This is a genomic window from Nonomuraea sp. NPDC004702 (genome assembly GCF_053601695.1).
In genome coordinates this window covers 1-25,270 of sequence record NZ_JBSGCE010000095.1, presented here as the reverse complement: position 1 = coordinate 25,270, position 25,270 = coordinate 1, and the positions used below count along the sequence as shown (strand labels likewise).

General features: G+C 66.5%; 18 protein-coding genes, 2 pseudogenes and 2 CRISPR repeat arrays. Of the genes and pseudogenes, 15 read left to right on the top strand and 5 right to left on the bottom strand.

The annotated features are described in order from the left end of the window. Positions 1-58: 58 nt before the first annotated feature. A CRISPR array of direct repeats spans positions 59-532; the repeat unit is 37 nt; unit sequence GTTGCGACTCTCGGTGGCCCGTGAGGACCACCGCCAC. Between the two features lie 633 nt (positions 533-1,165). The 5 genes and pseudogenes from ACWEJ6_RS49555 (at position 1,166) to ACWEJ6_RS49535 (ending at position 7,859) form a co-directional block, all read left to right on the top strand. Beyond that, entirely contained in the window at positions 1,166-2,563 is a 1,398-nt protein-coding gene (locus tag ACWEJ6_RS49555; protein ID WP_452432444.1) for an ATP-binding protein, read from the top strand. A gap of 112 nt (positions 2,564-2,675) precedes the next feature. Then, positions 2,676-2,924: pseudogene (locus ACWEJ6_RS49550) on the top strand (tetratricopeptide repeat protein); the annotation flags it as partial. Positions 2,925-3,189: 265 nt separating this feature from the next. Further along, entirely contained in the window at positions 3,190-3,780 is a 591-nt protein-coding gene (locus tag ACWEJ6_RS49545) for a tetratricopeptide repeat protein (protein WP_452432442.1), read from the top strand. Between the two features lie 45 nt (positions 3,781-3,825). Next, the gene (locus tag ACWEJ6_RS49540) at positions 3,826-5,154 is read left to right on the top strand and encodes a hypothetical protein (RefSeq protein WP_452432441.1); all 1,329 of its coding nucleotides are present in this window, start codon (positions 3,826-3,828) and stop codon (positions 5,152-5,154) included. A 219-nt stretch (positions 5,155-5,373) separates the two neighbouring features. Continuing rightward, a CRISPR array of direct repeats spans positions 5,374-5,845; the repeat unit is 37 nt; unit sequence GTTGCGACTCTCGGCGGTCCCGGAGGACCACCGCCAC. Between the two features lie 400 nt (positions 5,846-6,245). Continuing rightward, positions 6,246-7,859, top strand: a complete 1,614-nt coding sequence (locus ACWEJ6_RS49535) for an ISL3 family transposase (protein ID WP_452432440.1) — start codon at positions 6,246-6,248, stop codon at positions 7,857-7,859. 811 nt (positions 7,860-8,670) lie between these two features. On the opposite strand, the gene ACWEJ6_RS49530 is transcribed toward ACWEJ6_RS49535, so the two are convergent. Together ACWEJ6_RS49530 and ACWEJ6_RS49525 are read right to left on the bottom strand one after the other, a co-directional pair. After that, positions 8,671-9,030, bottom strand: coding sequence for a hypothetical protein (locus ACWEJ6_RS49530; protein WP_452432438.1), 360 nt, complete (start codon positions 9,028-9,030; stop codon positions 8,671-8,673). Then, positions 9,027-9,248 (bottom strand): hypothetical protein, encoded by a 222-nt coding sequence (locus ACWEJ6_RS49525; RefSeq protein ID WP_452432436.1) that lies wholly within the window; start codon positions 9,246-9,248, stop codon positions 9,027-9,029. Before ACWEJ6_RS49525 ends, ACWEJ6_RS49530 begins: the two co-directional genes overlap by 4 nt. Positions 9,249-9,479: 231 nt before the next feature. On the opposite strand from ACWEJ6_RS49525, the gene ACWEJ6_RS49520 reads away from it, so the two are divergent. After that, positions 9,480-10,499, top strand: coding sequence for a 2-hydroxyacid dehydrogenase (locus ACWEJ6_RS49520; RefSeq protein ID WP_452432434.1), 1,020 nt, complete (start codon positions 9,480-9,482; stop codon positions 10,497-10,499). A gap of 224 nt (positions 10,500-10,723) precedes the next feature. Further along, positions 10,724-11,350 (top strand): Type 1 glutamine amidotransferase-like domain-containing protein, encoded by a 627-nt coding sequence (locus ACWEJ6_RS49515; protein ID WP_452432432.1) that lies wholly within the window; start codon positions 10,724-10,726, stop codon positions 11,348-11,350. On the opposite strand, the gene ACWEJ6_RS49510 is transcribed toward ACWEJ6_RS49515, so the two are convergent. Beyond that, positions 11,347-12,129 carry a GntR family transcriptional regulator gene (locus ACWEJ6_RS49510; RefSeq protein WP_452432431.1) on the bottom strand — a complete coding sequence of 261 codons (783 nt, stop codon included), beginning with the start codon at positions 12,127-12,129 and terminating at the stop codon, positions 11,347-11,349. The genes ACWEJ6_RS49515 and ACWEJ6_RS49510 overlap by 4 nt on opposite strands. A gap of 224 nt (positions 12,130-12,353) precedes the next feature. On the opposite strand from ACWEJ6_RS49510, the gene ACWEJ6_RS49505 reads away from it, so the two are divergent. Further along, complete coding sequence (locus ACWEJ6_RS49505; RefSeq protein WP_452432429.1) at positions 12,354-12,530, top strand: hypothetical protein; 177 nt, start codon at positions 12,354-12,356, stop codon at positions 12,528-12,530. Between the two features lie 16 nt (positions 12,531-12,546). On the opposite strand, the gene ACWEJ6_RS49500 is transcribed toward ACWEJ6_RS49505, so the two are convergent. Together ACWEJ6_RS49500 and ACWEJ6_RS49495 are read right to left on the bottom strand one after the other, a co-directional pair. Further along, on the bottom strand, positions 12,547-12,735 hold the full coding sequence (locus ACWEJ6_RS49500) for a hypothetical protein (protein ID WP_452432428.1): 189 nt from the start codon (positions 12,733-12,735) through the stop codon (positions 12,547-12,549). A 543-nt stretch (positions 12,736-13,278) separates the two neighbouring features. Beyond that, the gene (locus tag ACWEJ6_RS49495; RefSeq protein WP_452432427.1) at positions 13,279-14,064 is read right to left on the bottom strand and encodes a GntR family transcriptional regulator; all 786 of its coding nucleotides are present in this window, start codon (positions 14,062-14,064) and stop codon (positions 13,279-13,281) included. Positions 14,065-14,462: 398 nt separating this feature from the next. Between ACWEJ6_RS49495 and ACWEJ6_RS49490 the strand changes: the two genes are divergently transcribed. The 7 genes and pseudogenes from ACWEJ6_RS49490 to ACWEJ6_RS49460 all read left to right on the top strand — a co-directional run. Continuing rightward, complete coding sequence (locus tag ACWEJ6_RS49490; RefSeq protein WP_452432426.1) at positions 14,463-15,791, top strand: hypothetical protein; 1,329 nt, start codon at positions 14,463-14,465, stop codon at positions 15,789-15,791. After that, positions 15,791-16,225, top strand: a complete 435-nt coding sequence (locus tag ACWEJ6_RS49485) for an ATP-binding protein (RefSeq protein ID WP_452432424.1) — start codon at positions 15,791-15,793, stop codon at positions 16,223-16,225. Before ACWEJ6_RS49490 ends, ACWEJ6_RS49485 begins: the two co-directional genes overlap by 1 nt. A gap of 598 nt (positions 16,226-16,823) precedes the next feature. Next, on the top strand, positions 16,824-17,201 hold the full coding sequence (locus ACWEJ6_RS49480) for a hypothetical protein (protein WP_452432423.1): 378 nt from the start codon (positions 16,824-16,826) through the stop codon (positions 17,199-17,201). A 5-nt stretch (positions 17,202-17,206) separates the two neighbouring features. After that, positions 17,207-19,540: a hypothetical protein gene (locus tag ACWEJ6_RS49475; protein WP_452432421.1), complete on the top strand. Its 2,334-nt coding sequence runs from the start codon at positions 17,207-17,209 to the stop codon at positions 19,538-19,540. A gap of 401 nt (positions 19,541-19,941) precedes the next feature. Next, complete coding sequence (locus ACWEJ6_RS49470) at positions 19,942-20,175, top strand: hypothetical protein (protein ID WP_452432420.1); 234 nt, start codon at positions 19,942-19,944, stop codon at positions 20,173-20,175. A gap of 120 nt (positions 20,176-20,295) precedes the next feature. Next, complete coding sequence (locus ACWEJ6_RS49465; RefSeq protein ID WP_452432418.1) at positions 20,296-22,773, top strand: DNA translocase FtsK; 2,478 nt, start codon at positions 20,296-20,298, stop codon at positions 22,771-22,773. A 1,573-nt stretch (positions 22,774-24,346) separates the two neighbouring features. After that, positions 24,347-25,270 (top strand): annotated as a pseudogene (locus ACWEJ6_RS49460) (hypothetical protein); the annotation flags it as partial.

Genomic DNA, 25,270 nt, shown 5'->3' with positions numbered 1-25,270 from the left:
GGCCCGTGAGGACCACCGCCACGTCCACCTCTGGTGCCAGCACGCCGGTGTCAAAGAAGTTGCGACTCTCGGTGGCCCGTGAGGACCACCGCCACACTCGGTCAGGCGATGGCCGCAGCCCGCGGCTGGTTGCGACTCTCGGTGGCCCGTGAGGACCACCGCCACGTCCACCTCTGGTGCCAGCACGCCGGTGTCAAAGAAGTTGCGACTCTCGGTGGCCCGTGAGGACCACCGCCACTGCGAAAACCCCCGCACGCTGGCGAGGGTCGAAGGTCGGTTGCGACTCTCGGTGGCCCGTGAGGACCACCGCCACCCCCGGTCGCGCCGACCTCCTTGACGACGCCCTTGCGGTTGCGACTCTCGGTGGCCCGTGAGGACCACCGCCACCTCCTGGCCCCGCCCGGTCGTCTCGCCAGGCAGCGCGTTGCGACTCTCGGTGGCCCGTGAGGACCACCGCCACTTCTCGCCGGGGATCTTCTCGACGTGCCCTTCGTGGTTGCGACTCTCGGTGGCCCGTGAGGACCACCGCCACGGTATCTAATCAGGTCATACGCATCTCAACGCCAGAACAGCTCTTCCCGAAATTCACTTAACAAGCACCAGACGGCCCCAAACCTCCTTCGGAACGCCCAGCGTGTCGCATGAGCACTGCAGGTTCCGAAGCACTGATGGCACCGCTCTCGACATGACTAGGATCAATAACCGACAATCAGCGCACATTCGCCGGTAATAGGACGCTCTATAACCACTTCCCGTCATCCTCATCCAGCGGTAGCACTCCGAGCAGCACAGGGAACATGTCGTGGCGGCATGGGAAGGCGCACCGATTCTTCTCCCAGACCACCTGGTGCCTCAACCACGTCGACATGATTGCTGCCTGCCTGGTCATCACGGTTTTCGCGCCCCAGCCCGCGCAGCCCGACCCCTCGAAGATAAACGACGGCGCTCCGGTCTGGGCTTATGCGATGAGATGACGGCAAGAGTCGTGCTCGAAGCAGCGCCGAATGCCGCGCCACTTCCGTCGGAGGTATAAGGAACCGGCGGATCCCTGGTGAGATTCGTTTGGCCGTCCGTAAGATGCGGGAGGACCAGAGATCGACAAAGAGAGCCCGGACCTCCCCGTGATTCGATCAGATGGCACTACCGGCCTTGAGAGGTCGGCCCCTTGACGTCAACGCAGCGCTTTCGACACGTCATCCCCCTCATCGCGGCGCTCGTCACCGCGATGGCCGTGTTCGCGGGAATCGTCGCGGGCATCAATGACGACGGCGGTCTGAAAGGTGGCCAGTTCATCTTCGCCATGGTCGCCTCGGCGCTGTCCGGCGGGATCGCCTTCTGGCAGGTGAAGGACCAGTTGGGCAAGCCAGCTCAAGCGCTGCCGCCGGCGAACGGGAAGCACCTTCCGCAAGTCGGGCGGCTGTATCAGCTCCCACCTGACATCGAGGACTTCACCGGCCGGGCCGAGGATGCCGCCGAACTGGCCAAATTGCTGATCTCCAGAGAGGCTGAGACGGCGGTCGTCGTGACCGCCCTGTCAGGTAAGGGCGGCGTGGGCAAGACGTCGCTCGCGCTGCATGTCGCGCATCGTGTGCGCGACCACTTCCCTGACGGGCAGATGTACGTCAACCTACGCGGCGTTGAAGCGCAGGTCCTGGACCCCGCCGAGGTCCTCGGTCGCTTCCTGCGCGAACTCGGCGTCGACGCCGAAAGCGTCCCCGAGCAGGTGGAGGACCGAGCCCGGATGTACCGGGCGCAGCTCGCCGACCGGCGAATTCTCCTCGTGCTCGACAACGCACTGAACGAGCAACAGGTGCGGCCACTGCTGCCAGGAAGCGCCACTTGCGCGGTACTCATCACGAGCCGGGCCCGACTCGGAGCGCTCTCCGGGGCGCACACCCACGCTCTCGATGTCATGACTGTCGAACAAGGCCTGGACCTGCTACAGAACATCGTCGGCAAGGCTCGCGTGGCTGCCGAACCCCACGGCGCGAGGGAAATCGTGGAGCTGTGCGGACAGCTTCCACTGGCGCTCCGTATCGCGGGTGCGCGCCTCGCCTCTCGTCCGATCGACCGGCTCGCGGGCTTCGCCGTACGGCTCCGTGATGAACAGCACCGGCTGGACCTGCTGAAGGTGGGCGACCTTGAGGTCCGCGCCAATTTCGCGCTCAGCTACCAGGTATGCGACGAGGAACTGAGGGGGGCCTTTCGGCTTCTCGGCATGCTGAAGACCGCCGACTTCTCCGCGTGGACGCTGGCCGCACTGGCAGGCGTGTCCATGCACACCGCACAGGAGATGCTGGAACGCCTCGTCGATGCCGAACTGATCGAGATCGCGGGTGATGACCGGACCGGGATCCGGCGCTATCGGTTCCATGATCTGCTGCGGGTGTTCGCCCGCGAGCGGTTGGCCGTGGAGGAGACCGAGGCTACCCACAAGGCGGCGTTGACCCGGCTGCTGGAGTTCTACATCGCTCTGGCGACCAACGTATCGGTCCTGCTCGAACCGGGCGGGCACAGCGAGCCGGTGCCCGTGGACCCCGAACTGTTGCAGGCCATTCGATGATCCTCGCGAGTGGTTCCTCACCCACGAGGTCGCGTTTCTCCTAGCCGTCGACCTGGCCGGCGAGGCTGAACTCTGGCATCCCGCCTGGCGACTGGCGGAGGCATTGCCTGCGATGTCGCACTGGCCCTCCGACTGGCCGACCTGGATGAGCGTTCACCGGATAGGTCTGGACGCGGCCATCAGAGACGGCAGTCGTCAAGGCGAAGCCGAGATCCGTTGCAAGATCGGGGCGATTCACCGAGCCCAAGGTGACTACGTCTCCGCGGAAGAGCAGCTGCGCATGTCCGCCGACATCGCCGAAGACATCGGCGACGAACTCGGCGTCGCCATCGCGTTGAGCGTGCTGGGTGACACCTATCGCTATACGGGTCACCTCGATGAGGGCGTGCGGTGTTTTCAACGCGCGCTGGAGGCGTTCCGCCACCGTGACATCCCGCGCTATGGCGCCTGGGCCCTCAACGGGCTGGGTGATCTCCAACGCGGACAGAGCAAATGGCAGGAGTCCATCGACTGTTTCACCGAATGTGTGCAGATCTTCGACAACCTCGGCGACCGGCTGGAGGCTGCTCGCTCCCGCGTCCGGTTCGGCACGTACCCTTCGCCAGCTCGGCGTTCTGTGGCGCAACATGGGTCGTATCACTCAGGCGATCAGCGCATTGGACGAGGTGCAGGTCATCTTCGAGGATCTGGTGGACAGGCGCGGCGTCGCCGTCGTCCTGCGCAACAAGGGGGACGCCTATCGGCGGGCGGGTGCGTACGAAACCGCACTCGGCTGCCTGGAGGACGCGCTCGCGCGCTTCAGCGATCTGGGCGATCGCCGGTGGGAGGCGCGTTCCCGGATGAGCCTCGCCGACACCCTCCGCCATGAAAGCCGCTGGGAGAAAGCAGGCACCCACTTGAAGGTGGCTTCGGACATCCTCCGGGAGATCGACGATCGCCCCGGGCAGGCACGGGTCCTGCGTTCCTACGGGCTCTTCTACCGAGGCCAGCAGCAGTGGCAGAAGGCCATCGACACTTACCAGGAGTCGCGGACTATCTATGAATCCCTTGGTGACCGTCCCTGGGCTGCTCGCACAATGGCTGAGGAGGCGGCCGTCCACCATGCACAGGGCGACGATGAAGCGTGGCGGGACCTGCGCCAACGGGCAGAGAAGCTCTGCCGCGAGTGCGGTGCCAGTACGGACCATGACGTCACACTGTGGCTAACGGAATGGTAATCCGCGCACGCTAGGCGTAGCCGATCATGCAGAAGGAGGACGGCAGTGGAAGTCACTCGCTACGAGCAGGTCCTGGCCGACCACGGCGGGCTCGCCCGCGACATGGCGACGGCGTCCGCGCACGCACGCTATGCCGTACCGGTGTCCACCCCTCGCGAGAGGGCGATCCGCGACGTCGCGGCTGGGGTTGCCGCTCCTGTACTCATCGGCTACGTGATCTGGCTGCTCCGTACGGCTCACGCTCGCGATCTGGACCGACTGTGTTTCCTGTCTCGGGATGCCCAGGTGTTCTACGAGATCGCCAAGCGTATGGCTCCCGAGCTCAGAGGCGGCCTTGCGATGAGTTACGTGTACAGCAGTCGCCGCACGTGGAGCCTCGCCGCATCCGATCCGTACGGGCTGGACAAGGCGGACTGGCTGTTCAACAGCTTCATGCGCTCCAACGCCGCCGACGTGTGCGCCCGGCTCGGGCTCGACATCGACCGTTTCACCGGGGCATTGAAGGAGGCTGGCGCATCGCTTGCCTCCGACGTTCGCGCCGACACGACGGAGCAGAACACAGCGCTCCGTCGGTTCGTTGCGATGCCTGAAGTGGCAGAGGCCATGCAGCCTCGCATCGAGCAGATGCGCCGGCTGGTATGCGACTACGCCGTTCAGGAAGGCATTGCCTCGAATTCCACGGGCCTGGTCGACGCGGGATGGACCGGGCGGATGATCGGCGCGTTGCATTCGATCCTGACGGACGCAGACCTGGCCGTGCCGTACACCTTCTTCTGGGGCCACGAACCACGTGCTACTGGCTGGACGGACCCCGAGCTGATCAGTGCGTACATGTACAACACGGTCGCCGAACCCGGGGTTAAGTGGCGGGTGCCCGACGTACCGTACATCGTGGAAACCTTCTGCATGGCAAACCACGCCATCGTGTCCGGATATCAGCGTGAGGGGTCGGGGCCGATCGAGGCCGTGTTGGAGAGCTCCAATGCCCCAGTGTCGGCATGGGGGTTGGACGTATTCCGCTCCACGATCTACGCCTTCTGCTCAGCTCTCTCACTGACACATGCGGAGGACGACGTCCGGGCTACGGTCTCCTCGGTGCTTCACGACTTCTGGATCACTCCGACCGAGGAAGAAGCCGCGGCGTGGGGCGCCTATCCCTACGACTCCGACCCGCTCGGTCGTGCCACTCTGCCACTGGCGCGCGGCTTCACAGATGAAGAACTTGCCCCTCTCATCGGGGATGGCGGGCATTTCGAGCAGGGGGATCGAGCCTGGCTCCAAGGTTCTCTCGCGCTGAGCGGCCCGGCCGGCCAGCAGGCAGCAGCCATACTGTCCTCCCAGTACGGCTCCCTGGGCAGTCCCGCCACTGACTGATCCGGGTGTAAGCAGCATCAGGAAATCCCGGCCGGTGGACATGACGATCCTGGTACATGGACACATGACTCCAGGTAGTTCAACTCTCGGCGGCCCCAGAGGGCCACCGCTACGCGTACAGAGCATCCGCTTCCTCATGCTCGAAGTTGCGACTCTCGGCCGCCCCCGGAGGATCACCGCCACGGTCTTCCCGCTGGACGTCGCCCGATGGGTGCCAGAGTTGCGACTCTCGGCGGTCCCGGAGGACCACCGCCACGCCAGGCCGGCGCCGTACTTGCCGACCCACCACACGTTGCGACTCTCGGCGGTCCCGGAGGACCACCGCCACCCGGGTCGGTCACGCCCTGGAGACGTCCGGCGAGTTGCGACTCTCGGCGGTCCCGGAGGACCACCGCCACGTCGAGTCCTTCGCTGACCCGTTGGGCGCACAGGTCGTTGCGACTCTCGGCGGTCCCGGAGGACCACCGCCACTCCCGTACGGGCGGTCGTACGAGCCGTACGGGAGGGTTGCGACTCTCGGCGGTCCCGGAGGACCACCGCCACCTGCAGGGACGCCAGCTTCTCCGACAGAGAGACGAAGTTGCGACTCTCGGCGGTCCCGGAGGACCACCGCCACTTGGCGCGTTCGCGGTCGTTGCCGAGCCGCATGTGCAGGTTGCGACTCTCGGCGGTCCCGGAGGACCACCGCCACGGCATCTGATCAGGTCATACAGCTGAGAGCACCGCAAGGTCTAGGCACATAAATTCACCTATCAAGTGACACACAGCATCAATCCTCCTTCGGAACACCCGGCGTGTCGCGTGAGCACTACACGTTCCGAAGCACGTGACAGGAATGCCCGAGAAGCGGTATGGCCAACGCAACCGGCAGCCAACACCACGCCACGGTCACGACTAGCACATCTATCGAGGCATCTCCCTATGGCATGCCATCTCGTCTGAGCACAGCCTCAAGGAGGGGAGCACAACACCGCGAGGCGACCGCATCAGCAGCCATGATCGTTCCCTGTCAACGACAGCCGAATTCTGGGTCTGGCACACATTTCGTGATCTTCCGGCGGACTCGGCTCGCGGCTTGTTGATCATGTTGGGTGATCGTCTCGGAGCTGCTGGAAGTCTTCCTCCCTCACCTGGCCGGCATCTGTATCGAGCGCGTGTCCCGCACCGGCAAGTCGGTACGGATCCAAGCCAGAACGGGCACGTCGCAGGCAGCATGTCCTGCATGTGGAGGGGTGTCGGAGAGGGTGCACAGCCGATACGAACGGCGGCTGTGCGACGCCGCCATCGGCGGCCAGGAAACCTTGATCCATCTACTGGTGACACGCTTCTTCTGCCGCAACCCAGCTTGCTGCAAGCAGACCTTCGCCGAGCAGGTGCCCGGGCTGACCGTGCGCTACGGCCGCCACAGCACTGCCCTGCTGCAAACGTTACGGGCGATCGCGCTGGCGCTCGGCGGCCGGGCCGGCGCCCGGCTCACCGACCGACTGGCCACGGCGGTAAGCCGGATGACCTTGATCCGGATCATCCGCGCCCTGCCCGAGCCCGCTCTGCAGGCAGGGCCGCAGGTGCTCGGAGTGGATGACTTCGCCCTGCGCCGGGGCCACCGCTACGGCACCATCCTGATCGACATCACCACCCGACGGCCCATCGACATGCTCGACGAACGCTCCGCCGACGTGCTGGCCGCCTGGCTGACCGACCACCCCGGCGTCCAAATCATCTGCCGCGACCGCGCTGGCGGCTATGCCGAAGGCGCCGCCCGCGGCGCACCCGAAGCAACGCAAGTCGCCGATCGATGGCACATGTGGAGAAACCTCAGCGAAGCAGTCGAACGGACCCTGGCCAAACACCGCACCGTCCTACATGATCTCCCGCCACTCACCCCACCGACCGTAACCGTCGAAGCCCACACCCCGCCAGCCAGGCCAAACGCCCACTCACCGGCTCGAACAGGACCACTGGCCGAGCGGACGCGACAGCGGCATGCCTCCATCCACCACCTGCTCGCCCAAGGGCGGGACCTGCGCGCGATCGCTACCGAGCTCGGCCTGGCCCGCAACACCGTGCGCCGCTTCGCCCGCACCGCCACTCCAGAAGAACTACTGGTCAAGGACGGCACCGGACGCCGCCCACGAGCCTTGGACGCCTTCGAGCCCTACCTGCGCCAGCGCTGGAACGAGGGCTGCACCAACGCCGAACAGCTGCACCAGGAACTCCGCGAACACGGTTACCGCGGCGCTCCCACCACCGTCCGCCAATACCTGCAGTCCTGGCGCTCGGACACCACCAGGCAACCTCCGCGCCCGTCCCCGCCCACAGTGCGGCAAGCCACCGGATGGCTGCTGCGCAACCCCGCCACCCTCACCGCTGACGAGCAGCGACACCTGGACGCACTCACCACCGCCTGCCCACCCCTGGCCACGCTCTACGACCACGTCCGTGCCTTCGCCGACATGATGGTCAACCGGCACGGCCACCACCTCGAACGCTGGATGGTCGCAGCCGACGCCGACGACCTGCCCGAACTGCGCTCCTTCGTCACGGGCCTGCGCCGCGATCTCGACGCGGCCCGCGCGGGTCTGACCATGCCCTACAGCTCAGGTCCGGTCGAGGGGCACGTCAACCGCATCAAGATGCTCAAGCGACAGATGTATGGACGAGCCAACCCCGACCTGCTGCGCAAACGCGTTCTACTCGCCGACTGAGCATGCCCCTTCACGGAATGTGAGCCAGATCCAGAATTCGGCCGTCGTTGACAGGAGCCTCCGCCCCGCCCGATGCCATCAGCAGACGTCGCGCCTGCCCTTCCCGCGCGCTGGCCGCGCGGGGCGAGGGCGGCACCGAACGGTTCCCACGTTCATCACGAAGTCGATCGACAGGTGAGGCGTCCAGCTCTACCCCTGCGGCCTCGCCACGACTACGCCGCAGACCTTCGTCGTGGCCTCCCCGGGGTGGTTCACATGGTCCCGAGGAGTTCCCCGCCTACGCACAACAGCGGGGCCGCACGGCACCCAGCCCATATCCGTCAGGTTTGAGCTGGTGGTCCGTTAAGGGGCGTCAAGCACTGGCTTCTCGCGTACACCTTCCTGTCTCGCTAACTGGACCCGCATCGTCTGACAGTGCCGACGCGTCCCGGCGTTGTCGGGGCTGCTCCCACCCTCCCCGGCGACTTCCGGATCAGGCTGCCCCCAGCTTCACCCAGCCGCTGCGACGGCCAGGAGGCGAAGGTCTCTCACCTCCGCTCAACTTCGCGCGCTTCGTGGCGCACATGCTTCTCCAACCAGTCGATTCCGCGGGTAATCCGCATCAGGCCTTCTTCCAGTGATGGGGCACAAGGCCGGCGCAGCACCCTCATGGATAGCGCTCATGGCGCGACACCTCACCAATTGACCGCAGACCCAGCAGCCGACGGGGCCACCGTCTACATGAAAGACCTCAACCGGAAGCCCGTGATGTCTGAGTGGTCACCCGCCGACAGCCCGACCTGCACTCTGCCCGATCAGCCCTGTGACTCTGTCATGAGATGATGTCGCCGACCAGCTTGGTGCCCGGACGGGCGGCGGTGAAGTTCCGGCCGATCAGGCCCGGTCGAGCCTCGGCGTTCGGGCCGGCGATCGTGGTCTTCCAGCGGTGGCGCCAATTCGGCCCAGTCAGGCCGAGCGCGCGCATCAGCCAGAGCACCCGCCGCCGACCACACCGCTGCCCGTCCCGCCCCGGCTGCGCGCTCGGCCCGCTCCCCGTCGCGCATCGCGCGGGCCCGGGCACGCCACTGCGGCAGGCGTAGAAGGCGGAACGGGAGACTCCCAGCAACTCACACGCCCGTTTGACGCTGTGGCCGCCCTGCTTTTCCGCCTCGGTTAACGGGTGCACGTTCACCTGGTCTCCTTGGCGAAGAAAGCCATCGCTCGCTCGAGGACGTCGACATCCTCGCGCAGTCGCCGATTCTCCCGCCGCAACGCCTCTAGTTCCTGGCGTTCGCTGCTGGTCAGACCTTCCCGCCGCCCGGCGTCGACCTCGGCCTGGTGGATCTGCTCGCCCACCGCTGTCTCGATCAGATCGAAGTCCTTGGCCAGCTGAACCGAACGAGCGGTCACCGCGCCGGCACAGCTCGACTATCTCGGCCTTGAACTCCGGTGTGAACGAGCGGCGAGGACGGGGCTGATTCTTCTCTAACGGGGCGATGAATCCACTACTCCATGTGGACCACAAGGGATACGATGTCCACGTTTGTAGCTTTATCAAAGAGCAACCACGAGCCGCTCGCGCACTGCTATGCATGCCTTTGACGGAGCGCCATCTACAACGTCTGCGAAGAAGGGACAAAGTTGTCTTACGTAGGTAAAATCCTAGTTACAGGCGAAAGTATTGGGGCTACATATCTGGAGCGGCTTACACAGGCTGGATTTGAAGTTATCAATCCTTCGGCAAGTTATCCACCGTCAATACTGGATGAGGCGGATCTGCAGGCGGCGCTAGCTGGGTGTACCGCGTACATCGTCGGCGGAGACGAATGGGCCTCCAAGACCGCCATGCAGGCCGCTCCGGACCTCAAGGTCGTCTCGTTTCTAGGTGTTGGCTATCAGTCATTCGTCGACGCCGAAGGCGCGCGAGAACTTAACATTCCGGTGACAAATACTCCTGGTACGTACGCTAATTCGGTTGCGGAGTTCACTATCGGAATGCTGCTAGATCGACGCAGGCGTATTTTCGATTACGCCGAGAGCCGCCGCCTTGGGACGGGCATGGCGCAAGAAAAGCGTTTCGATGTCTTCGGGCATCCGATCGGAATCCTCGGGATGGGACACATAGGCTCTCGAATAGCTACAATCTTAACTCAAGGGTTAAATGCAGATGTCTATTATCACAATCGAACCCGTAAGCCTCAACTCGAGAATGAGCTGAACCTCAAGTATCGAGACCTGAAGCAACTCATCGCGGAGGTTGAGACGCTCATCGTCATCATACCCGAGGATCCTTCGACGATCGGGATGATCGACGACGAAATATTCGAAGTGAGAAGTCCAACTCGGCCTGGGCTTCAGGTGATAGACACTGCACGCCCAGAAGTTATTGATCCAGCCAGCCTCATTAGAGCACTAGAATCCGGGCGAGTGGAGAACGTGGCGTTTGACGGATTCTACAGGGATAGTACACCGGAGACGCAGGCCCTAGCGAAAGATCGCCGAGTTTTGGTTACTCCTCATATCGCGTCTCTCACTCACGATGCTCGCGACGCAATGTCACAGATGGCCATAGACACGGTTCTGCGGATCTTGAGGGGAGGTACCGATGCCACCATAGTAAACGGAGTGGTTCCGTCGACATCAGGCCAGTCCAACGCCTGATGTTAAGATCACCGATCCTATTTCATCCTATTATCGCAGGTCAGGAGCGGTGGCCGGCGAGGATTGACCCCGTGGCCTGCGTCGAGGCCCGGACCTTCGGCGGCTGAGCCGGACCGGCAGATGCGCCATCAGTCCTGCTCAGGAGAGCCGAGCAAGGAGGATGAAAGGGGCTCAAGGCTCTGGTTTGGTGGGTAGCAGCCGGCAAGGCTCGTACACTGCATTCCGTGACACGAACCCTGTTCCTTTCCTCGAAGTATCTAGGCGGCTTGAGAGTGGCCCTCCCTGCTCCTCCGGCGGAGCTCCGTACCGTCTTCATACCGACCGCCGGCACGGCTTACGCCGAGGCTCCTTGGATAGATCAAGAACGCGAATGGCTGAGCCGCAACGGATTCATATTCGAGGATCTCGAATTGGCGAGAGCTGAAGTTTCACAGGTAGCGCGCATCATTAACTCAGCAGCGCTCGTGGTAGTGCCTGGTGGGAATACATACTTCCTCTTGCATCACATGCAACGCACCCGCTTTTGGGATGCCTTGAATTCGACCGAGGCTGTCTATGCGGGTGTGAGCGCTGGAGCGGTAGTTGCATGCCCGGATGTGGCATATATAAATGACCTTGATGAACGCGAACTGGCGCCGGACCTGGCCACCACCCAGGGAGGCGGGCTAGTAGACTTCTTCGTTTTGCCGCACGTAAATGATGTGCGGGTACACGATAAGATCGCCGCCATCGTTGGCGGTTGGCCCACAGGTGACCGCCTGGTACCTCTGGCGGATGACCAGGCAGTCATCGTCTCTAACGGCGAGGACCGAACTGTTCCATCTCCGAAGGCCACTCACATGCTTTACTAATCCGGCACCGGAAACTCATAGATAAAAGAAGTTGTGTCAGCAGCAATTACTGAAAGCATCACTTCAACCGGCGCGCCCGACTGGTCGAAGATCGTTCGAATAAAATCGATGACAGGCGTGCCGTCCGGCAGCCTGAGCGCGGCCCGTTCGGGACACGAAGGCATTCTTGCGTGCCACTCCTCTCTTATGCGCGTGGGAGAATGACCCGCCTCGTCTAGTCGTGCAAAATCACCTCCCGGTCCCGTTTCCTCTTGCATCAATGATGTTCCTTGAACAACAGCGAGAGGATAATAGGAATCGGCGAGTTGGTTCGGTCTGCCATCGAGAAACGTTGTTCGCTTGCGCGTCCAAACATCGGCACCTTCGGCGATGCCTAGCCGCTCTGCAACCAATGCGGGCGCAGTAGTGATACTTAGGTTACGGATAAGTCGAGTGGCCTTTCGACCCTGATCCTGGGCTTCACCGCCGAGGATTGTGGTTGGCGCTACACCCTTCCAGCGACGTCTGGCGTAACGTTCCACGCCGTGACGCACCATTACGGATCGTTCCCGCACAAACGACCCAAGCCCCTGCTTTGTGATCACTAGACCCTGTTGACGAAGTAGATCGACGGCTTTCCGTGCAACGGCGACGCTGCACAGATAATCCCGAGCGAGATCGTCGTAGGTTGGCAGTCGGGCACCCTCATCAAGTTCGCCCGTTTCGATCTTGCGGCGAAGATCGTCCGCCATGCGCACTTGGAGCGGGCGAGCGTCCGTGTATTCCTGTCCCGTACTCATACTTCCAGGATATGCGCTCTCTGCCGGTCTGCATACAGACCCTCTTGACCAGCGCGAGAGGGGCTGGCTACCGTAGTCTGTATGCAGACTGGCAGACCCGTTGTCGGCGGGAAGAGCTCAAGCCCTACAGAAGCTCAGGATGCCGGTGCGCGCCAGTAGATGCGGGAAGGGCCCTGGGGGGCATCCACCATGGCCGGAGTATCGAGGGTTTGGGAGCCTCAACGATGCAAGTCAAGCGTACCCTCAAGCTTCGCGAACCTGCCTACGTCGTCGCTCCGCCCGCCTGCTGCTTGGGCTACGGCTGCCTCGAACTGGCCGACATGGATTACGAGCCGTATGGCAAGGTCGCGTGCTGGTGCCCGGCGGGCAAGGCGTGGGCTGCCAGCAAGATCGCAGCATAAAGGTGGCAGAGGTCGTTCAGGTCCGGGAGGCCAGTGAGCCTTTTTCATCCTCCTTGTCCAGCTTTCCCAGGGCAGGGGTGATGGCGTATCTCCCCGTCCAACTCAGCTGCCGGAGGTCTGAGCTTTGCCCGATCGTCGACCGCTCGTCCAAGACGGCCTTGACGACCTCGTCCTTGAACTCCTCTGAATAGTTCTTCCCCGCCACGAACCCTTCCTTCCAGACCAGTACTCTGCGCCGCCCGGCTCCTGCGGTCGCATGACAGATGCTGCCATAGCGGCATACGCCGCACCGACTGCAGCCGCACGTGGGATGCGAGTCGTCGTTGGCGAGCTGGTTGAGCTACGCCAGACAGCTGGTGTTCCCCGCGAGGATCTGTTCAAGGTCGTAGCCTCCGTACGAGACAGCGCCGTCTCCTGCACCATCCGAGACATGACTCGCACACTCGACGAGCGCAAAACCAGGCAGAACGGACAGCCGGGCGCCTTGTCCGCCGATCCTTCTGTTAAGACCACTCAGTGAGCCTTTTTCATCCTCCTTGCCCGGCTCTCCAGAGCAGGAGTGATGGCGCGTCTACCCGTCCAGCTTAGCCGCCGGAGGTCTGAGCCTTGTCGCAGGCTACAGGGTCCATCTTCGCCAGCCACCGCTCCTGACCTGCGACAATAGGATGAAAAAGGCTCAGTGTGTGCGCAGTGGTGCGTTTCCGCTTTCGGGCGAAGGTCGAGCGTGGTCTCACGAAGTTCAGGCCCCTCAGTCTGGGATTTCGAAGGTGTACGACCAGGAAAATCGGCTGGCCGCATGGACGCCGCGGGCGTATTCGATGGGACGCCCGTCGATCGTTCGTGTGGTCCGGTGCAGTTCCATCACAGGTTCACCGGCGGGAAGTTCGAGGATCAGCGCCTCATCGGCGGTGGGCATGCGTGCCGACAGGTCCTCGGTGATCTCGTGGGGAGTCAGGCCCCTGTCTGCGAGGACCTGGAATCCGCCCGCACTGCCCGCGATGCCTGGCCGGGGATCGGTGAGAGCGGTTCCCTCGACATCGGCCCGGCGATAGTACGACGTCATCGTGTGGGTGGGAGACTCGTCACGTGTGATGACGCGGGCGCGTTCATAGACGAGATCCCCCGTCGCAACCCCCAGTGCCGTAGCCGTTCGCTCGTCGGCCTCGACCAGCGCCACATCCTGCGTTTGACCGCCCCGCTGGAGCACGACTGGGCTGTCGGACCGGTCGTCGACGTGGGCCTCGACCGTTGTCTCCTGCCAGCGGTGACGGGCATATCGGTCAGGGCCCAGCCGGCGTACCGGGTGCGCCTGGCGCACGTAGACACCCGACCCATGAATAGCGTCGATCAAGCCCTCCGCCTTCAGTGTGGCGAGAGCTTTGAGTACGGGGTTCTGCGTGACGCCATAACGCTCAGCCAGTACGCGCACCGCAGGCAGCTTGTATCCGGGCGGAAGCTGTCCGCTCTTGATCTCCGACCTCAAGTCGTCGGCAATTCGGCGCGAAGCTGGCACTTGATCTCTGGAGTGTTCCACGTCCCCACCCTATGTGAATTGCTATACAGCACTTGCTTGACGGCACGGCGCGGCGCGCCTACCGTGAGTGCTGTACAGCTCCTGCTGTACGTCACTTTACTGTACGTCGCTAATGCCCGATTTCCAAAGCCCGGTCCTAGCGCGCCCGGGCCCACACGAGTCGCGAAATCTGAAGGGAGCCGGCTAATGGCAATCATCTCGGCTCTAACCGCTGTCGGCCAGAGGATGCCAACCAAAGGAGGTCGACATTCTGTGTCGCGTCGACCGGAAGCGGGCAGTCCGTTCGGCTGCGGGCGACCAACTCGCGGCGATCCGCACCTGGAGTGCCGATCCCCCCGCTTTCCTAAGGCGGCCATCCACACCACCTTCCGGCATCACGACACGGCAGAGGCGGTGGCGTGATGATGACCAGCTCCCACGCCCCAGTTGCCTCGGCTGAGCACGCCAAGGCCCTGCTGGCCAGGGCGGCCCACAGCGACAACTTCTTCGACTCCTACGGCGTCCACTTCCGGCGGCCGCTTGAGCAAGCCCTCACGAGGAAGTACTCCCCGGAGGACGCAGCCGCCGACGATACGTTTGCCGAAGCCGAAGAGCTGGCCGGGCTGCGCGCCGAGACATGCCAGAGGGCTGGTACGTTCCGCGAGGACCTGAGCCACCCCGCCTTCGCGGTGTGGGGGCTGACTGCCGCGCCGGCGACATTCGTCGCACAGCACGTCGACATCGCCAGGGCGTACTGCGACCGGTTCCGCACGTTCGCCGGACGGATGAAGAACCAAGACGGTCACGTGTCGACCGCGCGCGTCGCGGTCGAGCAGTCGTGCGGCGGCTGGTGGTGTCAGCTGCTTTGGTGGCTCACCAGCCAGCGCCTCGCAACATCTGCCTGGCCCTCCGACTTTGACGCTGCTGGCACGAACGTCGGGATGGGCACCGCCCTAACCATCGCCATGCCCGTGCCGCATGACAGCCAGCGAGCAAAGGAGGCGCTGACCGCACTGGCGGCGGAGCTCCAGGGCGGGGCGTCCCCAGCCCTGGGCTTCGCGGGTCAAGCGTCAAACGCACGTGAGGCAGCCGTGGGCGCCAGCCTGGTACGGCTACGCGCCCTTCGCGGGTGGATCCGCGCGGACAGCGCAATGGACCTGATACCTCTGCTGGCTGAGGCGCTGGGCGCGGTGGTCCCCGCTCACCGACTGTCGATCGCACCGGTGCATGAAGCCCGTACGCGGCTCCCCATCCCCGTCCAGGCGGCTGACCCGGCGCCCCTGACCACGCCATTGTCCAAGGCTGAGGTGGCGGGGATGAGCACTGTCACCTCCAACCGCGAGACCTCCCGCGACAGTGACCTGGACGTTATTCTCTCCGACATCAAGCGCCGGCCGCTGGACCAGGTCCCGCCAGTCCCGATGCCCCCGCCGTTGCCCGGAGTGTGCGAGGCGCCGCTGGGCTCGAAGGGCACCTGGATCAACCGGTCAGTTGAGCTCCCCGAATCGCTACCCGACCAGCGCCACCCCATGGACGTACAGGCGCTCGGCTCCTTCACCGTCAACCACGTTCCCACGCCAGCGCTGTCGGAGCTGTTCATGCTGGCGGCCGCCCACAGCGAGCCGCTGACCGCCTCCCATGCTGGCGTCGCGTACGCCGCATTTGAAGAGTCCGATCCGCTGGTCTACCCGCGTGAGCGTCTGGCCAGCCACGGTGACGTACCGCCCGCCGGGGCGGGGGTGTCGTGATGGTGGCGATTACAGTGCCTCAGGCCGCCACGCGTCGGTTCGATGGCGTGCCCGCCTCCATCCGCGAGGTACGGACATGGGTGAAGGCTCTGCTACCGGCCAGCTGTGCACGCGTCGACGACGTCGAGCTGGTGGTGTCAGAGCTGGCGACCAACGCCGTACTCCACAGCGTCAGCGGCGCGCCGGGCGGCACCTTCGCCGTCCAGGTCGAGGTCGACACGCACGCCCACAGCGTGGGGGTGACCTGCGTCGACATGGGTCCCGCGATGTGTGAGGCTTCCCGCCCCGATGGCGAGGGCGGCCATGGCCTGCCACTGGTAAGGCATCTGGCCGACAGGTACCAGGTCCACGAAGAGACCAGCGGCCGCACCGTGCGCTGCTGGCTGGACTGGGCCGCTGAACCGAACGCACCCGCCGGCGGCGGGAGGCCGTGATGACCAACAACGGCGGTCGAGGTCCTTACTGGGCGACCCGGCTGAGGCTGCGACCAGGCGCCCGGCCCGTCCGGTCGGCCTGTTTCACAAGAGGGGGTGATCTTCACTCGGCCGCTGTCTTGGCTGGTCATCACTGTTCTGCCAGCCAGAGCGCTCGCACTGGAAGACCGGGGCGGGCACGCTGGGATCCGTGCCCGCGCGGTGGCGCCAGGAGCGGCACCTGCGCTGGGCGCCCCCATCGTGCGCTACTACGCCTGGGTATCGCAGGCACGGTCCCGCGAGCCGCCGCTTGCGCGGTCGGCGCGGCCCCCGCCGTGCTGGTCATCGTCACCGCTCTAGCGGTGGGGATCGGCGTCCTGATCAGGAACCGGCCGCGCGTCAGGACCGATCGGGACGAGCCGCGCATCAGCGCCGCCGATGGGCACATCCTTGACCACTCCGACCCCTACCCCTGCCTGGGCGAACCCGCCTGCGACGACCCGACCGGCGACCTGCCGCCAGGAGCTGCCCGGGGCCGGCCATGTCGGCTTCTTCGGACCCACGCCGCCCGTTGACGTGGTGGTCCCGGCATCCAGCAACCCCAAGGAGGCCTCAGGGCATGGCCCGATACGAAGATCTCGCGAACCTGCCGACCAGGACCACCGAGGACGTGCGCGCCTACGGCCGTGAACTCGACCAGATCGCGCTCAATCTAGTCACCGAACTGGAGTGCCGTGCCCACGAGCTGCGCGGCGCGCTGATCGCGATGCTCACGTACTGCAAGGCCAACCAGATAGGCGAGGGGACGAGCATCGGGTGGAAGGCGTCCCGGTCTGTGGCCACCCTTTACACCGCCACGGTGGCGCTGCGCGCGGTGCGGCTGGCGGCCAAGCGCTTCTATCCACGCATCGAGAAGTTCTGCGGCGTGGAGCTGGAGGAATTGCGCCGCCGTAAGGGCAAGACCCGATCTTCCGGCCACGACCCGCTGGAGGTGTGAGGATCGTGAACGCCTTCGAGGCGGACCGCGATATCGCGCGCGTCACGCGCCAGACATGGCGACGGCTGGGCACCGACCGGCGCACCGGCCGTGAGCAAGGCTATGAGTTTCCCAGGGCGTTGCGGATCGGCGCTCCGTGGACGCTGATCCCGTTGACATTTCTGGCGGCCGCGGTGGCGCGGCTGGCCTTCTGCGCATGGCAGGTGCAGTGGCTGGGCGGGCTGCTGTTCGGCGGGTCGGCGGTGGGCTTAAGCCTGCTGCGCTGGAAGCTGTCGCACCAGCGCGGCTGGTGGCGCGAGGCGCTGGAGGTGGCCGATGTGGCCGCGCCGCTGGCTCTGGTCACGCTCGTGGTGGCGTTCGGCTACCACGTGGAGGTGATGCTGAGCTTCGTGGTGTTGGGCATCACCTTGGCCATCGCGCACAACATGCGTCATGCCCGCCACAGCGTGGGTGAGCCAGCCATCACCGGCGGGCACGTCGCCGGTGGCGGCGGGGACCGGGCGGCCGAGTGGCGTGCGTGGACGGCGGAGAACCTGCCGGCCGCGCACGGCTCACGGCTGACCGTGCTGGAAGACTCCCGCGATCGGCTGACCGCCGGTGTGGAGCTGCGGCCCGGCCAGGTGCCCGAGGACATCACCGATGACCTGCCGCGTATCGAGTCGTGGGCGGGAGGGATCCGCGAGGGCGCCACTGCCATCGTGGGTCGCTTTCAGGACAAGCTGCTGCTGATGATTCCGCGCCGGGACGCGCTGGAGCGGCCGATTCCCTGGCCTGGGCCGTCCGCGCCGGGTGAGAACATCATCGAGCCGGTCGAGGTGGGGGCCTATCGGGATGGGTCTCCGCTGGTCATGGTGCTGCCGCACACCAAGGTAGAGGGCAGGCCCAAAGTGGTGGCGCACCTGTTGACCGCGGGCATGCCCGGGGCCGGCAAGAGCGAGGCTGGGCAGGTCAGCGACTTCTCCATCGCCTGCCGCGCCGAGTCGACGCTGATCTTGTGCGACTCGGTCAAGGCCGAGCAGTCGTTGCACGGCATCGACCAGGCCGCCGCCTTTGTCGCCAGCAGCACGACGATGATCCGCTGGCTGCTGACGCGGCTGGTCAATCACACCATTCCGGCGCGGGCCGCCTATCTCGGCAACCCCTCACGCAACCCGCTGGGCGAGCATCTGAAGAACTGGGTTCCCGGCTGCGGGCTGAAGTTCGTCTCCATCCACTTCGCCGAGGCGGGCGCCCTGGTCGGCGTGGACGCGGTCACCACCATCGTGGAACGCTGCCGCTCGGTGGGCATCTGGATCGATTATGAGATCCAACGCGCCTCCCATACCAAGGTCGACACCGACGCCCGCGCGATGTTCGGCGCCGGCCAGTCCTTCGGAGTGGACGACGAGGTCGACGCCCGTATGGTGCTATCGGACCGGCTGGTCGATCTGGGCGCCGACCCTTCGGCGTGGGGCGCCGACAATCCCGGCTACGTCTACATGGAAGCCCCGTGGGTGCCCAAGCCCCGCCGCGCCATGCCCGCCCGCTACTACAACATCGGCGAGGCCGACCTGGCCGCGGCCGTCACCGAGTACCGGCATCTGTTCCAGGACCTGGATCCGGTCACCGCGGACTCGCTCGGCAAGCCGTACGCGGAGTTTCTGGCCGCCCGCCAGGCCGTCCGAGACTCCGCGCCGCGCCCGCATGCCTTCAACCCGGCCGCTCACGGCGCCACGGGCATCACAGCCACCAGGGCGGACGTCGGGGCCGGCGCCGTGGCCCCGACCACGATGGCCACCTTCCACGCTCCGCCGACTGTGGACGGCGTCGCCATGTTGATCCCCTCTCAGCCTGGTCACCTCGACCCCGCCGACCTCACCGCCGAGGAGGAGACTCAGATGAGACGCGAGGCGGCCGATGAGCTGGCGGTGTCGTTCGCCGAGATGGCCGGGCGTGACGACAGCCCCGACCTGGCGTTCGAGATCGCCGCCGAGCTGCGCGCCACCATCGACGACGCCAAGTTCGGCACCGCCGCCGACCTGCCGGCGCCAGTCGACTTCGTCCGTGACGCCAGGGCTGAGGTCCAGTTTCCCGCCCAACTGCCGGAGGGTCCCAAGCTGAGCAAGCGGGAGGCGGTGGCGGCCCTGGTGGACATCCTGGCCGGGATCGGGGTGGGCAACGAGTTCGCGCCCAAAGACCTGTACCAGGCCGTGGAGGAGCGCACCGGACACTCGGCCACCTGGGTCCGGCAGACCTTGCCGTTGCTGGTCGGCCAGGGGTACATCGACGCCACCGCGGCCCGCGGTCGATACGTCGTCCTGGAGTCCGACGCCCTGTCGGGATTCAGCCATGTGAAGTAACTGATCGAAGGGTTGTCCCGTGCGCGGTCCGTCTCCGTCGCCCGGCGACACCTCCCGTTGTTAAACAGACAAACCGCCTAACGATCGTGGGTCCCCTTAAGACCCGGGATGTCAAACAGCGACCGTGAAACAACCCCGGGAAACCCGCCGGACGTCTCTCGGGCGGCCAGACGGCCGCGCCCGCACGTCACTACCCAGCCCAGCACGCGGCTCAGCACGCAGCCAGAAACACGCACTCGGAGGAGACACGCCCCGTGATCTGGAGCCCCGCACCCGGCGACCGCCGTAGGCAGGCCACACCGACCGCCGCCGCCCTCGACGCCGCCACCTCTCGACCCGTCCCATCATCACCGCCCTGGGACCCGCCGCCGCCAGCACTGCGAATAACGGCACTGCCAGGCGTGGCCGGATGGGCGGGGTATCTGGCGATCACCGCCGACCCGTGGCCGGCCATACTCGTGATCACCCTGAGCTGCGCCGTGGCCGCCAAGATCGTCAGCGTGTTCCGGGCCGCGCGCGCCGCCCGTGCCAGCGGCGAGCCCTTGCCCTTCGACGTCCCCGCCTGGCTCGTGATGCTGGATCGCGACCACGACGAGTGGAGAACGCCGCACGTTCACGATCGCCCCCATTCATGATCGTCAACCCGGGAGAACGAATCCATGGCGACCAGACGCCGCGCAGTCCGCACCGCCGTCCCCAAGGCGTCGCGTCCCGGCGCCCCGCGTAAACCCGCCGCCCGCGGGCCCGCCCGTCGCATGAGCGGGGGCCTCGACCCGGTCGACGGCCTCCTGTGGCTCGTCACCTTTCTGTGGCGCCTGGCCGCCCGCACGGTGGGCATCGCTGTGCGGACGCTGGGACGACCCGGCCAGGACGGGAAGCCCTTCTCGAGCGGGGAGCCGCGCGACGAGGCGGCCCTGGCCGCGCTCGCCGGCGCCGGCGCCGCGGCCGGCGTGCTGTGGCATCTGGTGCCGGGGGCGTGGGCCGCCACGCTCGGCCAGGTGGCCCGGCTGTCGGCCGGGGCGCTGACCGTGGTTCTGCCAGTCTTGATCGCGTCTTTGGCCTGGCGACTGTTTCGCAGGCCCGACCGGGGGCCGGCGACCGCCCGCGGAGCGACCGGCGCGGCGATGGCGCTCGCCGGGATCTGCGGCATCGTTCACCTGGCGGCGGGATCGCCACAGCCGAGCGTGACCTCGTCGGCGGGCGGCCTGCTGGGGCTGGCCGCGGCCGCGCCACTGGCGGCGATCCTGCCGGCGTTCGTGGTAGTGCTGGCCCTGCTGGCGCTCGCTTTGGCCGGACTGTGTGTGGCCAGCGGCGTACCGGCCGTCGAGGCCGCCCGCCGCCTGTGGGCATTGCGCCTACCCGCCCCCTCCCGTGAGAGCACCGGCGTCCCGGCCCGGACAGGGCCCAGCGGCGGTGGGGCCGCCCAGCACGGCGACCAGGCGGCTGGCAGTCCGGTGCAACTGGTCGGCTCACCGCCGCCGGCCCTGCCCCAGCCGCTGGCCCCCGACGAACCGGATGGGGAGCCGGACGTGGAGTCAGGCTTCCTGGGCATCGCGGTCGCCGAGCCCACCACGCCTCAGATGCTGTCCGGCCGCGTGGTAGATCCGGAGCTGGTGGTTGACAGCACCCCGTTCGACACGCCTCTGTCTGCTTCCCTCGTAGGCCATCGAGACGTCCCTCGAGACGGCTACCACGATGAGACGGCCGATCCCCGCGACGGCAGCGCCGGCGACGGCGGGGACAGCAGCGGCCGTCATGGCGCTCCAGATGATCCCGCGGCGCCCAAGACATCCGAGTCGCTTGGTCAGGCCGCCTGTACGCCGCCGCCGATCACGATGTTGCGGACCGGCCCGCCCATGCGGGAGCGCACTCAGGCCAATGACCGCGTGGCGGCCGCCCTGAATGGGTGCCTGATCGACTTCGGCGTCGAGGCCAGCGTGGCCGGACTGGTGCGTGGCCCGCAGGTCACCCGCTACCTGATCAAGCCCGGACGCGGGGTCAAGGCCAAAGCGGTGGCCCACCTCAAAGACGACTTCGGGCTGGCCTGCGCCTCGGCCTCGGTCCGGATCCTCATTCCCGCCCCGGGACATTCCGCCGTTGGTGTGGAGATCCCCAACCCCGACCGCGACATCGTGATGCTCGGCGATGTGCTTCGCTCGCCGGAGTTCGCCGCGGAACGGCACCCGTTGGCCGTTGGACTCGGCCGCGACATCGAGGGCCGCACCATCGTGGTCAGCCTCGCGAGGATGCCGCACCTGCTGATCGCCGGTGCGACAGGCGCTGGCAAGAGCGTGTGCGTCAACGGGCTGATCTGCAGCGTGCTGATGCGCGCCAGCCCGCGGCAGGTGCGCATGGTGCTCATCGATCCCAAGCGCGTCGAGCTCACCCCGTTTGAGGGGATCCCGCACCTGGTCGAGCCGATCATCACCGACCCCGCCAAGGCGGCCAAGGCGCTGAGCTGGGTCGTCAGCGAGATGTCCGACCGCTACGACCTGCTCGCGCGGGCGGGCGTCAAGCACGTCGACGAGTACAATCGGCGGCTCGCGGCGGGGCGCCCGTCCGGCCGTGAGCCGCTGCCCTACCTGCTGGTGGTGATCGACGAGCTGGCCGACCTGATGCTCGTCTCACCGAAGGACGTGGAAGAGGCGATCGTCCGTATCACGCAGCTGGCTCGCGCGGCTGGCATCCATTTGGTCGTGGCCACCCAGCGGCCCTCGGTCGACGTCGTCACCGGGCTGATCAAGGCCAACATTCCGTCCAGGCTGGCGTTCGAGACCTCCAGCGGCGCCGACTCCAAGGTCATTCTGGATGAAGTCGGCGCACAGGACCTGGTGGGCCAGGGCGATGCTCTGTTCCTGCCCACCGGCATGTCGGCGCCGCTGCGGCTGCAGGGCGCCTTCGTCGCGGAGAAGGAGATCGCCCGTGTCTGCGCGCACTGGGTCCGGCAGGCCCGCGTCGCCCAGGCTGCCCCCGCCACACCTGCCGCCGACCCAGCCGAAGACACGGACGCCGAAGACACGGACACCGGGGGAGCGGACACCGGGGGAGCGGACACCGGGGGAGCGGAGGTTGAGGCGATGGGGCAAACGGAGACACCGACGCCACCCAGCGCAACCGGCGAGAGCGAGCGCTGCTTATGCGGGCCGCCGAGCTGGTCATGTCCACCCAATTCGGGGCCGTCTCGGTGCCGCGACGCCAACCACGCGTCAACCACGCCCACGCCACCTCGCTGATGGCTCAGCCGTTCCAGCGTGGCGTGGTCGGTGAGCCACCAAAGTGAGTCCCGCGAGGAGCTGGTCAAGCACCAAGACGTGTTGGCGGTCTCCTTCCAGGCCCGGCCGCCCTCCTCGGTCCGGCTCGTGACATCTCTGGGCTGGCTCGCCCCGTCCCTCATCTCGATTTGACCTGCCGTGGCACCACCCAGGCGACCCTGCCATAGGACTGGAAGGCACACCGATGAAGATCCTCGCCCCGGCCATGATTTTGAGCGCGGCTTCGAGCACGGCTTCGAGCTCGGTTTCAGACATGGCGGTTCCGCCACCGGCGTCCCCGGCTGATCCCGCCGGGATCGTCATGGGCGTCACGTATCCGAACCGCGAGACTCCCACTCTCATGATCGGCATCGTCAGCCAGGCCTCCGCCTGCGAACGCACCGTGACACTTCGACAGATCACGGCATACACCCGCTGGCGATCCATGGCCTACCAGGCCCGTCTAGCGCCGGTAGGCGAGAAACGGCGCCTCTTTTGGGCTAGGTCATCGCAAGCCACGCGGCCTTCGTCATCATCGCCGTGGCCCGCCTCAGCACCAAGGCTGACACCGCCCGCGACGGCGGTGGCGAGGCCGGCTACGGCAAGTGACGTGGTCAGTCCGATGTCCGGCCTGGCCGCCCAACGCGCCGCGAGGCTCGCGAGGCCCTCGCGGCGGCCGCTGGCGCGGCTACCAGGCGCCGATGCCGCCGAGCCGTCCGCGGCTGGCCCGCACTCCGTCCCCCCGCGTATGAAGGCGGCCACTCGACCGGCGCGGCCGTGGTGCTCAGGGCTCGCGGATGGCGCTGTTGGCAGCCGCCCGGGACCAGGCATGGATCGCCCTCGTGAAGGACGGACGGCGACGAACATTCACACCACGGCCGCTACCGCCTCGCGCTTGGCCGGCGTGGCTCTGGCGCCGGCGCGCGAGATCGATGTGGCGCGCCCCGGGCGGGCTCGCGTCGACGTCGGGCCGAACACGGTGCCGGCTCCTCCGCCAGGCTGTCTGACGGCCCGATCACGCTGGCCGCGCGAGCGGCGGAACGTTCTCGGCGCGGGAAAGGCCCTCGCCGCCAGCGGCAGTATCGCTCTCACGGGTGGCCGGGGAGTCACTCGCCGCCGCGCTCGGTGTGGGCGACGAGCGCACGACGACAGAGCGCCAGCGCGCGCTCGGCCACTCCTCACCGGAGCTCGATCGGTCAGCGCCTGGCCGCGCGGCTGGCGGTCGCGCGTGAAGGATCCCTCCAGAACATAACAAAGCCCCGCGGGGCGGGGCGTGTCTTGGACGAGCAACCCACTGCGTTGTTCGGCTCTCATGGTTCTGGCGAGCCAATGAGCTGAGCGACGAGGAGGATGGCCCGGCGAAATGACGGGGTCGGTCTGGAGGACCGACCGCCGGCTTCGCCATGCCATCTGAAGGTCACTCAGAAGGGCGATCGGCATTATCGCTTGTGAACGTGGGGCCGCGCCGGCAGGCCCCGCGACCAAAGCCATGGCGTGGGGGACAGGCGCCACTCGAGCACCTGGCGGGAAGCACCGCTCCGGTGTTCGCTGGACGGTGCTCACCAGCGTGCCGAACCCGCCCGGCCTCTCGCGTTCGCCATCGCGGGCGCTCATCGCGGCGGCGGTGCCGCGTGGGATGCGCCGGGCCGGTTCGCAGCGTGAGTGGCTGGACGCCCTCCAGGAGAACCGGGAGGTTCTGGAGCTGCGTCGCGACGGCCGCTCCAACCTGCTGCGAGTGGCCAACCTCATCGTGTGGGGCGCGGACTGGTCCACGATGTGCTCCCGACCGACCATCGCGCGCGTCGTGGCCGTGACCGGGCTGGCCAAGGCGACCGTGAAGCGGTGGGTGCGCTGGCTGCGGGTGCGCGGCTGGCTCGGCGTGGTCGAGCAGGGAAGCACCTGCCGCTACCGCAAAGGGACGATGGGAGGCCAGATCGATGACGGGCTCGGCAACCGCGCCGCCGTCTGGGTGCTGGCCGTTCCACGACGCGCCAACCGTGATCAACGCCCGACACCGGCCGTTGACCAGCCGGCGTACGCAGGTGAACCCCCTCCCGTCTCTCTCCGTAAGAGAGAGACGAACGTTCCCACGCGCACGCGCGAGAAAGGGCCACCAAGCCAAGACCGCGAACCGCGCATCTCGCCACACTGGCCATTGCACGCCACGCCTCGGACGAAACGCGACAAGGTCGGCTTGTGTGAGCGGCTCCGCGCGGAAGCCCCCGTTCTGCGGCGCGTCACGGCCTGGTATCTGCGGTGGTGGCTTGCGCCCTTCATCGATGAGGGGTGGACGGCCGCCGACGTGCTGCACGCGCTGGACGTGCGGGCCGATGACTCCCCGTGGACCTACACGTGGTCGAGCGCGTCGGAGATCCGGAATGTGCCGGGCTGGATGCGGCATCGGTTGTCGGCGTGGCTAAACGGCGACGGGCGGCCGAGGCCGCCGCGATCGCGGCTGCGCGCGGCCGCGGACGCCAGA

Excerpts from the sequence above, each read along its gene's own strand:
- ACWEJ6_RS49485 (WP_452432424.1), top strand. The coding sequence starts at position 15,791 with ATGGTGGCGATTACAGTGCCTCAGGCCGCCACGCGTCGGTTCGATGGC.
- ACWEJ6_RS49505 (WP_452432429.1), top strand. The coding sequence starts at position 12,354 with ATGCAAGTCAAGCGTACCCTCAAGCTTCGCGAACCTGCCTACGTCGTC.
- ACWEJ6_RS49545 (WP_452432442.1), top strand. The coding sequence starts at position 3,190 with ATGGGTCGTATCACTCAGGCGATCAGCGCATTGGACGAGGTGCAGGTC.
- ACWEJ6_RS49480 (WP_452432423.1), top strand. The coding sequence starts at position 16,824 with ATGGCCCGATACGAAGATCTCGCGAACCTGCCGACCAGGACCACCGAG.
- ACWEJ6_RS49465 (WP_452432418.1), top strand. The coding sequence starts at position 20,296 with ATGAGCGGGGGCCTCGACCCGGTCGACGGCCTCCTGTGGCTCGTCACC.
- ACWEJ6_RS49510 (WP_452432431.1), bottom strand. The coding sequence starts at position 12,129 with ATGAGTACGGGACAGGAATACACGGACGCTCGCCCGCTCCAAGTGCGC.